A 14,968-nucleotide genomic window follows, 5' to 3' on the forward strand; every position below is an offset into this window, starting at 1 on the left:
TTATAAGGGATAGTAGCGATATGAGAAAAAAGTGGGACAGAGTTTATAGTGCATTTGATAGCATATGATGTCAAATGATAGCAAATGATGTCAAAATAACCGCTTTGAAATTATTGTCTTGTAGGGATGTCTAATTTTGCCTTATAAACTAAAACTAACATTGGGAATATCTAATTCTGACTTAAACAATAAATACTTGCTGATTATGAAAGACACGCTGGTTAAAATCTGCTGATTATATGAAAGTACTTCTCTCTTATTTGTGGCAGCCAAAGGTTGAAAGAAATGACGATGATTGGTAAAATAGACTACTCTGCGCTTAGTTTTGGTTACTACTGATTCGAGACTAATACCACATTGGTTCTACACTCCTTCGGAAATCCCCCCCTGTTTCCGAGTAAATGTGGGACTTGTCTCGAACTTGTCTCGAACATGGTGTAATCAAAACGCTTGTAAGGCTTGTGGGTATTGGGTATTGGGAATGGAGAGGATGGCTTTAGGGTATAAAAAACAAGTATATCTATTCAATATGAAAAATCAATAAATTTCAAACAAAAGGTATAATATACAACAAAATCCAAAGAAGAAATATCTTTGGATTTTGTTATTTTAAACATTACTTATAAAAGCATTTTTATCTACCAGTCATCATCCTCGTCATTATCTTCATTTTCTGCCTCTATATCATAAGATGTATAACTTTCATACAAATCACCTCCGTCTTCATCATCACTACCATTGTATGGATTATCTTTACCATAATATTGTCCATTTACTTTATCACTCTCGTCTTGATCAAAATATCTTGCCATCTTAATATTTATTTTAAATTAGTACTTATTAAATTACATTCTTTTTTTTAAATAAAAAATCTTTTATAATTAAGTTTTTAATTGACATCTAAACAACACAATTATAAACATTTTGTTCTATTAATTAGATCTTAAAAGATATCTTTTTTTATATTATAAAATATATGTTTTATAATTTTCACTTTCTACAAAGTCTTTAATTGCCCCTTCAAATAACACTCTACCTCCATATTTTCCTTTACCTGGTCCCATCTCTATTACATAATCGCAATTTTGAAGTCCCATAATGTTGTGCTCTATAAAAATAACCGTTGCCTTATTTTTAGTTAATTCTGTAAATATCTCTAAAATATTTACTGAATCACTATTACTTAGCCCCCTTAAAGGCTCATCAAAAATAAAGACTTTATTTTTTAATCTTTTTCCTAAAAACTTCGTCATCTTCAACCTTTGAGCTTCTCCTCCAGAAATTGAATCTGTTGTTCTAAACAAAGTCAAGTAACCTAACCCTAATTTTTTTAACAAATTAAGTTTTTTACTTATAACATCATTGTCTTTTAAAAATGTTTCTTCTAATAAAAAATCAATAGTACTATTTAAAATATCATAAATAGAATAACCTTCTACTTTAAAAGATAAAACAGTAGTATTGTACCTTTTGCCTTTACAGGTATCACATATAACTTCAACTTCTGTTTTTCCAAAATCTAATTTATATGTTAAAACTCCTTTTCCATTACAATCACAACACTTCCCTTTTTCAGAATTAAAGTTAAAAAAAAGAGAATCAATATCTAATTTACTTGAAAACAAATTTCTTAAATCATCAAATACCCCACAATACGAAGCTATCGTAGAATTTATACTTCCTCTCAAAGGTTTCTGAGAAACATACTCAGAACCTTTACACTTACTCATTATTGATTTTACTAAAGTAGACTTTCCTGATCCTGAAGGCCCATAAATTCCTGTAATATTCTCTATAGGGATTTTAACCGAAATATTTTGCAAATTATGACTATTTAAATTACTAAAGCTCATAAATTCCTCACATTCTCTACGAGTAAAATTTAAAATATTTAAGTCTGGGATTTCATCAACTATCATTCCTCCTTCTAAACCTGATTTAGGTCCAATAATAAAATTTTTATCTGTTTTTGAAAGAAAATAAGAATTATGCTCAATCATTAAAATTGTGTTATTCCTCTTTTTTAATTTATATAGAGAATCCAGAAGATTACTATACTCAGATATATGAAGTCGAGCAGAGGGCTCGTCGATTACATACATCATATCTGTAATTTTAGAAGAAAGTATATTCACTAACCTTAGTCTTTGTAACTCTCCTCCAGATAAAGTTGGTATTGATCTATTAAAATTTAAGTATCCTAAATTAGAATTTATTAACTCTTTAATAGTTGTCACTATATCATTTAAGATTATTTTTATTTCTTTACAATTCTCCTTCAAAAAAGCACTATTTATGAATGTCAATAATTCCTCAAACTCTAATTGATATAAGTCACCAATACTTTTTCCGTAATACTTTAACCCAGAAATTTTCTCATTAAATCTTGTTCCTTCACACTTCGTACATTCTGAAGAAAAAGCATACTCCGATATTTTCTGATGACTAGATATATGCTTTTTATCATCTTTTAAAGTTTGCATCATTAATAAAACACCTTCGTAAAAAAACTCTTTATTCCTTTTTTTCCCATTCAAAGTATAAGATACTTTAAACTTAGTATTAGATCGTCCGTATAGTAATGCATCTTTCTGATTTTTATTTAATTTTGCAAATGGAATAGTTAATGGAATATTAGAAAATTCAGCAAACTTTTCCAAAACTTTTTGTTGATATTTATTTTTCCAACTTTTAAAAGGTTGTTCAATAATACTTTTACTTTCATCAATAACTTGCGTAGAATCTACAAGATATTCAATTCCTAATCCTGAACAATGTTTACAAGCATTTTGAGGATTATTAAATGTAAACAAGCTAACTGGCTCAGAAGTAAAAATTGAATATAACAAACGAAAATCTCTATCTATCTTTAAAAAAGTTGCAATTGTAGACCTTGGGTTAGTATTATAATTATCTTGAGGAAGTGATATTGCAGGTATAATATTATCATAAAAATCAATATCAAACGCTGTGTTTTTTGTTAATTCACCAGTAACTTTTTCCCATTCAAAATTTGAAATTGCAAAAATTGTTCCGTAAGCTAAAGAACTTTTTCCTGAACCTGAAGGCCCAGATACTCCGTAAAATGCACCTTTTTCTAAACTAACATCTATATTTTTTAAATTATTAGTTTTTATGCCTTTATAAATTAAAATATTTCCCATGTGTTCCACACCATTTACAATCTAATCTACGATCAATTTGAAGATTAGAAAAATTTAAATCTTGAGTACTAAATTCTGTTCTTTTATTTATCATTGAAAAATTCTGCAAATTCGCCAATATTTTAAATGCTTCGTTTGCTGCTATCGAAGCTGATAAAGCTGATAAAGGAGGAAAACTTCCTACTTTTCTATCTTTATTTTCTAATTTTTGTATGTTATTTGTGTCAATTTCATTAATTTCTTCTAAATGCATTTTAAAACATTCCACGCAAGCTGTTTTCCCTGGAAAAACTACTTGTCCAATCAAAGACTGATGCAAATTATACCCTCCGCCAATTATATGTTTTATATCATTTTCCATACAAAATTCACCTATTATTTGTGACGTTCTATCAACAGTAGGAAAATCCGCACAATTTATTACTAAGTCAAAATACTTATGATTTAGAGAATTAAGTAACTCAAAAGACAATTCTTTATTAATAATATTACATTTAATATTATCATCTAAATTCCGTATATTTTTTGTAAAAGAAATTGTTTTCTTACAATTCACATCTTGTTCTTTATAACCAAATTGTCTATGTAAATTTGAAAGAGAAACATTATCAGGGTCAATAAAAGTAAAGTTTTGAACGCCTGACATCGCCAAACATTGCCCAACCCATGTTCCAACAGCACCTAAGCCAACAATAACCACATGACTTTTAGTGATTTTTTCAAAAGCCTTTATTACATCAGATTGATTTAAGTAATAATCTTCTAGTAAATTAAACACCCTTTTAAATTTCGAATAGGCATATTTAGGATAATCTACATCTACATTAATTAATACTGATCTCTCGTTTAAATAATCTAATAATAACATCAATCCTTCAACATCTTCATCACCATTACCTAAATCACTTATGAATGAACCTACCGTAAGAATTCCATCAAATTTAAATAACAAATTAGAGATTTCTGGATTTATCTCTAATCTCAAAATCTCCCGAGTATTACTATTAAAAAATTCTGTAAAATCATCACCTATCACTAATGCTACAGATGGTCTTAGTTTTAAAACACTATTTATTTCCACAAATCAAACATTTAGGGTTTCTATTAATTTCTAAGTATTTAATTTCTAATTCTTCATTAAATAAAAGCTCCCCTCTACCATATTCCATAGAGTTATCTTTTTTAATAAAGAAATCTAATACTTTTAATACAGCATAGCTAATAGAGAATAAAGACATAGATGCTATTCCCCCAACTTCAAAGTTATCTATATCAGTTTGCTTTTTAGTTACAATTTCACTATTATATATTGGCTTCCAATTTTTTAGAGCTCCGGTAAAATAATGAGTATAACAATCAACACAAGGAGTCTTTCCTGGAATTATAAGTTCCCCTGTACTCATTAAATGAGCATCAAATCCACCTGTTACATATAAAGGTATATCATAGCGAAAACATTCTCTTCCAATCTTTAAACTAGTAATACCTATATAGGGTTCATCCATAGTATTAATTACAAATTTAGATTCTTGAATGAGATCAGAGATATCTGTATCATAATCTAAAATCATTTTAACCGCCTTACAATTAACACTTGAATCTATTTGATACAAATAACTTGATAGTGCATCTACTTTATCCTTACCTATATCTTTTTCATCAAAATAAAAATGTCTACTTATGGAATCCTGAGTAAGATAGTCTTTATCAACAAAGATAAAGTTTCGGACACCTGCCATTGCCAATTGGATAGCAATTCCACTACCAATAGCACCTACTCCAAAAATCAATACTACTTGCTCTTGTATGTTTTTTTGAACTTGAAAAGAACTTAACTCACTTATTGAATCAAAATAAAGAAGCTGCCTATCGTAACGTTCTTTATCAATTTCAGAAATTAAAAACTTATTTTTAGATTTTTCATTTAATGAAAAAATCAAACGTTCTTCTTTAAGATAAAGAATAAAACTGATTATATCTTCATCAAGTATTATATTATTCCTTTCACAGACCTCTTCTAAACTATATTTCTTATTAAATGTAGATATTAAATCAAAAACAAGAGGGGTAACACTAATAGCTACCCTTCTCTTGGTGTTAATGAAGTAAAATTCTAAGACATCTTCTCCTATTTTATAAACATCAACTGATGGATTTATATAATAAATATCTTTTATATTTACTTTTGTCATAATACTAATATTGTATTACACCTGCATTAATTGCTAAGAATTTTCCCCATTGCTCTACATTAGCAGGTTGAGCTTGTCTTGTACATACTCTTGTGCAACAATCACTTCTGCTTCCACTACAACCAGCACTATAAGCATTTTCTAAATTTTCTGTATCAGAAATTACTTTAAAGCTAAATTTTTTCTTTAATTCCATTTTTAAAATTCATTAGTTTATACAAAACAAAAATAACATAGTACTTTATAGAAGAAACAAAAAAATGGTGAAAGCCCCCTTTTTCTTAGTAAAGCAATCTATTGCTAATATCTACCTAAGAAAAAACTACTTTCTTTCACAATTTCGTCATTGCTTACCATAAATATTCATACAAAAAATTACCCCCTTGGGGATATTATACCTATCCTCATCTGTAAATATGTACCCTATTTTCATCATATTCTATAAAAAAAGCGTTATAGTATGTACTATAACGCTTTGGGTATTTTTATTTTTAGTATTTTATATAAGTAACATTATCGTGGTACTTAAACGTTTTTATCAAAAACAACTACTATTACAGAAGTATAATTATACAAAAAAACTAATGTTGTAAACTATACTATTGGAGCGATAACTTTTTTAAAACGTGTGTATAAAATTATCTAACGATCTTTCTATACTCGATTACTTTAGATATTTTTCAATTTTTTATAAGCACGAATTAATTCTTTTAGCTGACGATTTGATGTAACATCAAGATCCTTATCAGATAAAAAATGCTTAAACTTGAAATTACTTTTGTAGTTTTTCAGAATAATTTCTTGATCAATAATTAAAAGTTCATTTCTTAAGTGTTGTTTTTCAACTTCTAAGGAACTAAGTAATTCGAATTTATCACCAAAATCTCTTCTAAAAGTTGTGGTATTAAAAGGAATTGAATTTAAAATTTGCATTTGTTTTTTTGATTTTTGGTCTAAACCTCCAATGATTTTAATTGCAATTGCCTCTACTTCATTTTTTGATAATAGATCTAAATTTTTAGGCACCAACGATTTCAATTGTTGTTGTTTATTTCCTTTTTTGTAGTCCGCAGACTTAGTTACAGTTTCGGTAGAAACAAATCCACTTCCAAAACATTTTTTACAATTACTATTTAAGCCTTGACAAGAACAAATTTCAGATCTCATTTTTTTTTATTTAAAACGTATATATTTCGTTTGTAAAAGTAATACAATTCTATATCAAAATAGTTTAAAATGTTCTTGTAATTATCCTACACTGTAAAGTCAGTGTTTCATTATTTTGAAAACTCTCTTTATAAAATATGGTTCACCATTTTAGATTGTAGATTTAGATATCGAAAAATACCCTTATTGGGTATAATATCGCTACAACTGCCCTAAACTATACTCTATGAGGTATAATCTAGTAAATTTTAACTGTAAATACTGTATAGCACACTTTCATGACATTATACAAAAAAAGCGTTGTAGTGTTTACTACAACGCTTTGGGTAATTTGATTTAGCAAAACAAAATATCTTAAATCAACTGACTTACAACTGGTTATATAAAAAAAGAAAGTAATATGTCTTTTCCAAAATTTCTTTCCCTTACATGGTAAAACATTTTTAATAACAAAGGTCAAAAAAGCAAATCACTTTATCAATTCTGAGTTTTTAATCGATTTAATAAAAGGTGTGTAAAATAGGCCTTAGAGCACTCTTTTGTAATCATATTATAATTATTTGTATACTTGATAATAAAGATTATTATCAAGTATATTAATATTAACTCTGGTGATGTATTTCTTATATAACACTATTTCACTTATATCCTCTGTATAGAATTTTGCTTTTTTATAAGCATACTGATTCATGTGATTTACAAATTACTCAAAAAACAGCACATTATCGCATTAGATAACTACTTTTAACTCTTCTTAAATGATTGAAATAACAACTCTTCTATACTGTGTTATATCATCAAAGTCAAACTCTGAATTTCTCTTTTTACCATACCATATCTGTTCAATATTATTTAAAGAAATAGTTTGTGAATTAAAAAGATTAACTACACTATCAACACGTTCTTTAGAAATCTTATCGTTAACAATGTCCTCACCAAGATCACAAGTAAATCCTTCTATTAAGATTCTTGATTCTTGATTAGTATTTTTATAGATTTCTATATATTGACTAACTAATTGTTGCGACTTTTCACTCATTAACGCAGAATTAATATCAAAAGTAATTTGAATTGCAGGAATTTCAATATAATCTAAATTTCCTTCTTTTGACAATTCTACTTGCTTTTGATACAAAGCTAATAAAGACTCTTGATTATCAATAGTACCTCCAATAATTTTTTTATCGAAACTTCTCATCGAAACTTTTGATAAATCAAATTCTACTTGTCCTTGAGTTTCAATAGTAACTTCTTGCTCTAAAACATTATTATTGTACCCAATGATATTTTGATTGGTAGCATAATACCAACTTACTCCACCTCCAATAACTAATATAGCAACTAAACCTGTAATTATTTTTAAATTTCGTTTTTTTGAACATCCTTTACACACGTTACCTCTCATTACCTTGATACTTTGTCCGCATTTCTTACAATTGTTTTCCATAAAATAAATTATTTAAATAATAAATTAAGTATTGACCTTTTTTTTATTCGACATTTTTTAAAATCAAGTCCTTTAAAATTATTGTCATCATATATATTTTTAAAATGCTCATTAACAAATACAACTGAAGAAATTTCAGATACTCTGAACATTAAAGATACTTCAGCTCTTGGATAAAACACAAATTCGTGTATCCACATTATACTTTTATCTGAAAAATAATCAACTCTAGATTTGGCAATATTTACTAAGTGATCATATTTTTTTAAAATATTTAAAACATAATAGCTTTTATCCTCAATCAGAATAGGCAAATATTCAATATCTTCTGAAGAAAATTCTTTCATAAAAGCATCAATAATTTTTGATTTACATATAGGAATGTAACCTAATAATAATATAAAATCCTTTTCTTTAGAATCTTCAGATTCCTCATCTTTATACCACTTACAATTTGCTACATTCCAATTAAAGAATAATGGCTGTCCATATGAGGATAACAATTTATTTTTAATATCCACTTGATTAAAAATAACATCCAATGTATCTTCTTCTTCTTTTTTCAACAAATAAATCATACTACCTCGTTTTAGAAGCTATTATAGAATTAAACACTGTATTGACATAATGTTTTTCATTGGACAACAATTGAATTTGGCCACCAATTAAATCTTTTTTCACACGATCTAACACTTCAAAACACGCTTGTGTGTTACATCCCTTTCTATCCTTCATGTTCTTTAAACGCTTATACACCTCGTCATCATAACTATTTTTATGATTTCCATGTAAACTTCCTAAAAATTTACTCTCCGTGTGCATTGGCAAGAAGACGCCATTAAGAGGATGATTAATATCAATTCCACAGCATTCGAGAATTTTTCTTGACTCTAAAGCATTAGGTTTATTTCCAGAAACCACATGATGTGCTTCTGCTCTTTTTAATTTCATATTCTTACTACTACGTGCTTCGAAATTGATTGCTTTTTTTTGTGAAGAAGTCATAGTCTGATACATATTTCTCCTTAGAATAGCCCCACTAGGCTCTTTTCCAAATTCCAAAGGAACTGTTTTTTTTTCCAAAAATCTATTATATTTGTTTATAGTTAACATCTGAACCTTTGGAGCTTTTACTCTATTTAAAAAAATTGAAGCTCTTGAGTCTTGAAGATTTTTTACAAATAATCCTGTTTGATCTCTTGTAATTTTTACTGTTTTTCCAAGAATTTTATTTTTTGTAATTACAAAACTCGCTACTCTCGATGCTTTGCTAATAGAGTTACTAAACATGATTACACTTGCTCTTTTAGTAAATTTACTTACTGCTTTAGGCGTCGCCATTAAAGCTAAATCAATTGCTACCTTTTTAGCAGTTTCTGCAATCTCTTCGTTTGACACCTCTACACCATTTTCTCTAGCCTCTAAAACATCAACTGTCTGAGAAGCAACATTTAACGAGATATCAACTGCTATAATTGCTATATTTGCCATTTTTGCAGCTGTTTGCAATGGTGGAATAGGTATAAATGAAACAGCAATCAAAACCGTAGAAGTGTAAGAAACAGCTTTATCCCAAACAGCTTTATGCCGTTTATAAAATTCATTTGCTTTAGATGCAATGGAAAGAACTTTATTACTATTTGTAATTCTATCTTGCTCACTAGACCAACGACCATTTTCTGTAGGTAATCCATTAACTAGATCGCCTTCATATAGATCTCCATTACTAAACAATACACTTGCTTTGTCTGGAAATGAATTTAATTTATCCCAATGACCAGTGATAGCAATTTTTTGGCCATCAATTTGCAATATTAAAGTTCCCTCTCCATTTATTCTCCCATTTACAAACTCTCCTTCATAAATACTATTATCGTTATAGTAAAACTTACCCAAACCATTCATTTGATTTTCAACAAACTCCCCTTCATAAACATTTCCATTCTCAAACTTATAAATACCGCTTCCATGCATCTTATTTTCGATAAAATGCCCTATATAACCATCCCCATTCTTATGAGTAACGCTACCTTTTCCATTCATCCATCCTTCATCCCAATCACCAGCATAAACAAACTCCTTAGATTTGTAAATACCATTACCATGATTTCTATTCTCTAACCAATTTCCTTCATAAGAATCTCCATTACTATATACGTAAATCCCTTCTCCATTAAATTCATCATTTTTCCACTGCCCACTATAACTATCTCCATTGCTAAAATTAACATGTCCTTCTCCTTCTTTTTTTCCTTCATACCACCCACCTGAATAAGCAGTTAAATCATTATACATAATAAATCCTAAACCACTCGGTTTATTATCTAACCACTCTCCTTCATATAGGTAAATATCATTTTTATATAATCCAAAACCACTAAGTATTCCTCTCTCCCAATTACCTACAATACTATCACGTTGAGAAACCAAAGCTCCTTCTCCATCCCAAAGACTTTCTTTCCAGGAACCATAGTACTTCCCTCCATTCTTATACAGCATTTCTCCATAACCATCAGCTTTTCCATTAACCATTTCTCCATAATAAACTCCTAAGTCATTTTCAATTCCAGAATCATTTAAAATCATTTTCCCAAATTCCCAAATTCCTCTTTGTTCAACTCCTTGTTTATTAAACATAATACCTTTACCATGCATTTGATTATTTACCCATGCTCCTTTGTAATAAATTTTCCCGTTTTTTAACCAAGTTAGATCTCCTTCTGCCTTACTGTTTTTAAAATGACCAATTCTTATATCACCAGTTTTCTGAATAAGTACACCGAATCCTGAAAAATAATTATCTTCAACATTTCCAATATAATCATCCCCATTTGGTAAATTAATCACCTGTTTCTCGTCAATACTTCCATAATAAGCATTAACTTTTTCTTTACTTAATAACACCTTATTTTTATAAACCGAAAGCTCTCCCATGCCATGAACTAAATTTTCCACAGATTCTCCATCCCATGAAAAACTTAATTCATTACTATTATCAAAATACCTTACATACAAATGTTCTTCAGTCATTTGCCAATAACCTCTTTCTTTATTTGTGCAGGATAAACAGATAGCACTTAAAAAGAAAAAAACGAAATAATTCAAATATTTACCCACGTTATAAAATTTAACTTTTTAAAAATAGTTCCTTCATTTAAAAAAAAAGTGAAAAATTTAGTGAATACAGCTATTTATTTAGTCAATGAAACATAAACATCTTGCTTCCTGTGTAAATCACTTCTCTACCTATATAGATCTAATTCGATTTGATTTGAAATAATTAAATTTTCATACTATTTATACCACACTTTCATCACATTTCACAAAAAAAGCGTTGTAGTGTGTACTACGACGCTTTTTAATGTATTGATTTTTAGTGTTTTATTTACCGATACAATATCTTAAATACATTGATTTACAAGGGGTTGTAAGGATTGTGTGATGCAGATGCGGTGAAAATGTGATAGGTGTTATAAAAATGTTATTTTTGTTTAAAATTTAATTTATAAAAAGATGGTAGAACAATTAAATATTCCTTTAAGCGAAAATACTAAGTTTATAATCGGTACAGGTATAGCATTAGTACCAATTATTATTGGAATTTACAAATATATAAAAAACAAAGGTAAGGACAGTAGTACTAGTAATGATAACAATAATACTCTTACAGTTAATAACTACTTAAATACAAATAGTAATGAAAATGATAATCCAAACAATTCTACTAAAATTTTAACTAAAGATAATACAAGAATATTATTTATTGATGATGAACATAGCGAGTATAAAATAGTATCTATTCTTAGAAAAGCAGGGTGGATTCATACAAAAGGAATTAAGGATGTTAAGGATCTAGATTCAACTTTTGTTAAAGAAAGTGATATTATTTTTGTGGATATTAATGGTGTAGGCGAAGAACTTTTTGAAGATCAAGGACTTGGATTAGCATCAGCATTAAAAAAAAAATATTCTGAAAAAAGAATTGTTATCTATTCAGCTGAAACAACAGGTGATAGATTTCATGAAGCTCTAAGACTAGTTGATCACTGTCTACCTAAAAATGCTGACGCATATCAGTTTATTAATTTAATAGAAAATTTAATAGCAAATAATGATTAAACATTTTAGTATAGTAGATAGTAAATTAGGAAAAGTATCTTCTAACCTAACAGATAATTGTAAGGAATGTATGGATAAATGCTCTTCTAAAGGAGTAACTATTGAAAATTGTCCTATATATTTAGAAAAAAACATAAGACAGGGTAAAATTACAAATAATAATGGCGAATTTTTTTTATGCAGTAACGATACTAAAACAACTAAAGTGTTTAGGGAAAAATTAGAAGCTTTGTCTTATGCTGCTTTAGATATATACTCATTTGTCAAAATATTAGAAGAAGATATAAAGAAAATTGAACAAAAGAGGGTTAATAGATTAATACATAATTTAACATCATTAAATGCTCATAATATTCAAGAGATAGATGATTTTATTCCTCAAGAATTTTTAACAGAAAAATATAATACAATAATTGATTTTATTAAAAAAGAAATTAGAACTAATCAAAAAGAAGCAGCATTAATGTTTCTTAGAATTGCGAAGCATAATATTCATATGAAAACGGAGTTTTCTATATATAAGAAACTAGATCGTTTAGATGCAGTTTTAGATTTTAATAAACATCCAATCCGCAAAGTAATTCTAAATGTGCTTCACACATTTTTTATTGATTTTACAAATAAAAAAGTTCGCGTAAATGTTGAGGAGTTTGATGGTAGAGTTCAAATAGATTATGAAAGCATTCAAGTCGCATTATACCATTTAATTGAAAATGCTTCTAAATATTCAATACCCAACAGTAGTGTCGAAATTAGTTTTACTGATACGGATAATACAACAATAGTTACTTTTAAAATGACAAGCTTATATATAGATGATGATGAAGTATGTACTGTTTTTAATGAAGGATATTCTGGAGAAGTTGCTAAAAAATGTAATTTACAAGGAGATGGTATTGGTATGTGGCAAATAGAGCGTATGATGAAATTGAATAATGGGCAAATTATTTTTATCAATGGCGAGAAATCTGTAAAATTGAAGGGTATTGATTACGCTGAAAACATTATTGAATTAACATTTAATAAGACGTAAGATCTAGTATAAGTTATATCTCTTGTAAGTTTCCAAATTAGGGAAAGCTTATAAGAGATTGTGATGCGGATGTAGTGAAATCAAATGTTGTCAAAAAAACGCCGATACTTCTATTTAAACTACCTAACACTTGCAGCATTATATAAAATTTCTTGGTGACTAAAAATACCAAAACAAAATATAAGAAAGTAGTGTAGCCTTTTAATTACTAAACACAAATAATAGCAGCCTTCAATCTGAAGGCTGTTATTAACATTAATGAAACCTAAATTAAATGTCTTACTTTAAATTTTTTAAACTTTTTACCAAAGCCTAACATAATTGCTTCATTGTTCTTTATAATTAATTCTCCTTTACCTAATGAAACAATAGCTTGTTTTATATCTTGAAGTTCAGATGCATTAGCTCCATATAAGTCTTTTAGAACCCCATCATTAATAGATTGTTGTTTCATTATTAAAGGATATTGAGCATTTGCATAAAAGTCAAAATGTTTTGATTTAAAATGTTCCATGTTTTGTGTTGCTAACACAACACTCATACCTTTATTACGCCCTACCGCAATTAGATTACGTAATGGTTTGTTATCAAAATCAAGCATATAATGTGCTTCATCAATTATCGTAAAATGGCGTAATTGAACTCTTTGACCATCATTTGCTTGCTGTGGTAGATTTTCATAAATGGAATTTAACTTCGAAATAATAAAATAGACAATTGCTTTACCTACTGGACCATCACTTGCATATTTATCCATTTTTACTATAAAACTATTATTTATTAAATCGATATGATCTTCAGAAGAAAATATATTAGCTCTAATTAATTGACTCAAAACAGATTTTATACTATCTACTTTTTCTTTATCATTCTTAGGTTGAAGTTCTGTATAACAATCAAGCATTAAATCAAAAGTGATAGGCTGACCTTTCGTATGTTTGTAAGCGTTTATAATAGCTTCAGACAAACGATTACTCATGTTTGCACTAATAGTTGCTTTATCAATTGAACAAAGTGCATTAGCCATTTCTGTTGAATAAATATTTATCTCGTTTTGATTTGCCTGAACAAAATTCTTAAACGGTGTAAAAGGTAATGGTTCAACAATAGGATCTAAAATAGCTTTACGATCAACAGCGAAATGATTTAACCAATCGTTATTCGCTACATCAGAAAATTCTCCTTTATAATCAAAAAATAAAAAATTAACTGGGTAATTTGTTTCTACTGATAATACTCTAATTTCATTCATTAAAACTGCTAATAGATTGGATTTACCTGAACCTGTTGTACCTGCTATTAATATTTGAGTATTAGTTATAGCAGTACTATTCATATCCAAATAAGCAGGTATATCATCAGCATACTCCCCAATATTTAGGTTTAAATGTGGAATTTCATTTGCATTTCCATTATTTGATTTTGTAAACGACAACCATTCATCTAAATTATTGCCTTGAATCAAATATTCAGCACCTTTCAAAATTTCATGACATATTACCTTACTCTTTTTGATATTATCTTCCCAATCAATATTTAAATCGCTATATCTTAAATGAATTAGTGTATTGATCGTATTGGCTAACCCATGAACAGTAAATAATGTTGGTTGAATACTATTATTCGTCATTGTTAACTTTAAAAAATCATCTGTTCTTTTATAATTTTGAGAAAGCCCTACAAGTAAAGCGATACGCATATATTTTGCATTTCCTTTAACTGAGAAAGGGAATACATCGAATTCATATTTACTTAAATTAACAAGAGTTTCATATTTTAAGCGTAACTCATCCATTTTAGGTTGAACCGCTTCTGCTATTCTTAAGCCTGTTTGTAATGTTAACAT

12 protein-coding genes are annotated in these 14,968 nt (G+C 28.1%); 2 read left to right on the plus strand and 10 right to left on the minus strand.

Annotation, left to right across the window (positions count from 1 at the left end; all coding sequences use genetic code 11):
* Positions 1-638 precede the first annotated feature (638 nt).
* The 9 genes from GQS07_RS12620 to GQS07_RS12660 form a co-directional block, all read right to left on the minus strand.
* On the minus strand, positions 639-812 hold the full coding sequence (locus tag GQS07_RS12620; protein WP_158211137.1) for a hypothetical protein: 174 nt from the start codon (positions 810-812) through the stop codon (positions 639-641).
* A gap of 153 nt (positions 813-965) precedes the next feature.
* On the minus strand, positions 966-3,164 hold the full coding sequence (locus GQS07_RS12625) for an ATP-binding cassette domain-containing protein (RefSeq protein ID WP_158211138.1): 2,199 nt from the start codon (positions 3,162-3,164) through the stop codon (positions 966-968).
* Positions 3,142-4,245: a HesA/MoeB/ThiF family protein gene (locus tag GQS07_RS12630; protein WP_158211139.1), complete on the minus strand. Its 1,104-nt coding sequence runs from the start codon at positions 4,243-4,245 to the stop codon at positions 3,142-3,144. Before GQS07_RS12630 ends, GQS07_RS12625 begins: the two co-directional genes overlap by 23 nt.
* Positions 4,232-5,356, minus strand: coding sequence for a ThiF family adenylyltransferase (locus tag GQS07_RS12635; protein ID WP_158211140.1), 1,125 nt, complete (start codon positions 5,354-5,356; stop codon positions 4,232-4,234). The genes GQS07_RS12630 and GQS07_RS12635 overlap by 14 nt, the downstream gene beginning before the upstream one ends.
* Before the next feature lie 4 nt (positions 5,357-5,360).
* Positions 5,361-5,552: a hypothetical protein gene (locus tag GQS07_RS12640; protein ID WP_158211141.1), complete on the minus strand. Its 192-nt coding sequence runs from the start codon at positions 5,550-5,552 to the stop codon at positions 5,361-5,363.
* 473 nt (positions 5,553-6,025) lie between these two features.
* Positions 6,026-6,523: a hypothetical protein gene (locus GQS07_RS12645; RefSeq protein ID WP_158211142.1), complete on the minus strand. Its 498-nt coding sequence runs from the start codon at positions 6,521-6,523 to the stop codon at positions 6,026-6,028.
* A gap of 754 nt (positions 6,524-7,277) precedes the next feature.
* A complete protein-coding gene (locus GQS07_RS12650; RefSeq protein WP_158211143.1) occupies positions 7,278-7,970 on the minus strand; it encodes an OmpA family protein in 693 nt (230 codons plus the stop codon).
* An 8-nt stretch (positions 7,971-7,978) separates the two neighbouring features.
* On the minus strand, positions 7,979-8,548 hold the full coding sequence (locus GQS07_RS12655) for a hypothetical protein (protein ID WP_158211144.1): 570 nt from the start codon (positions 8,546-8,548) through the stop codon (positions 7,979-7,981).
* Position 8,549: 1 nt separating this feature from the next.
* Complete coding sequence (locus tag GQS07_RS12660; protein ID WP_158211145.1) at positions 8,550-11,000, minus strand: AHH domain-containing protein; 2,451 nt, start codon at positions 10,998-11,000, stop codon at positions 8,550-8,552.
* Positions 11,001-11,483: 483 nt separating this feature from the next.
* Here GQS07_RS12660 and GQS07_RS12665 point away from each other — a divergent pair, with 483 nt between their 5' ends.
* Complete coding sequence (locus GQS07_RS12665) at positions 11,484-12,089, plus strand: response regulator (protein ID WP_158211146.1); 606 nt, start codon at positions 11,484-11,486, stop codon at positions 12,087-12,089.
* Positions 12,082-13,122 (plus strand): ATP-binding protein, encoded by a 1,041-nt coding sequence (locus tag GQS07_RS12670; protein ID WP_233269281.1) that lies wholly within the window; start codon positions 12,082-12,084, stop codon positions 13,120-13,122. Before GQS07_RS12665 ends, GQS07_RS12670 begins: the two co-directional genes overlap by 8 nt.
* Positions 13,123-13,387: 265 nt before the next feature.
* On the opposite strand, the gene GQS07_RS12675 is transcribed toward GQS07_RS12670, so the two are convergent.
* Complete coding sequence (locus tag GQS07_RS12675; RefSeq protein WP_158211147.1) at positions 13,388-14,968, minus strand: ATP-binding protein; 1,581 nt, start codon at positions 14,966-14,968, stop codon at positions 13,388-13,390.

Origin of the sequence: Myroides phaeus, assembly GCF_009799805.1 — a bacterium.
Lineage (GTDB): Bacteria > Bacteroidota > Bacteroidia > Flavobacteriales > Flavobacteriaceae > Flavobacterium > Flavobacterium phaeum_A.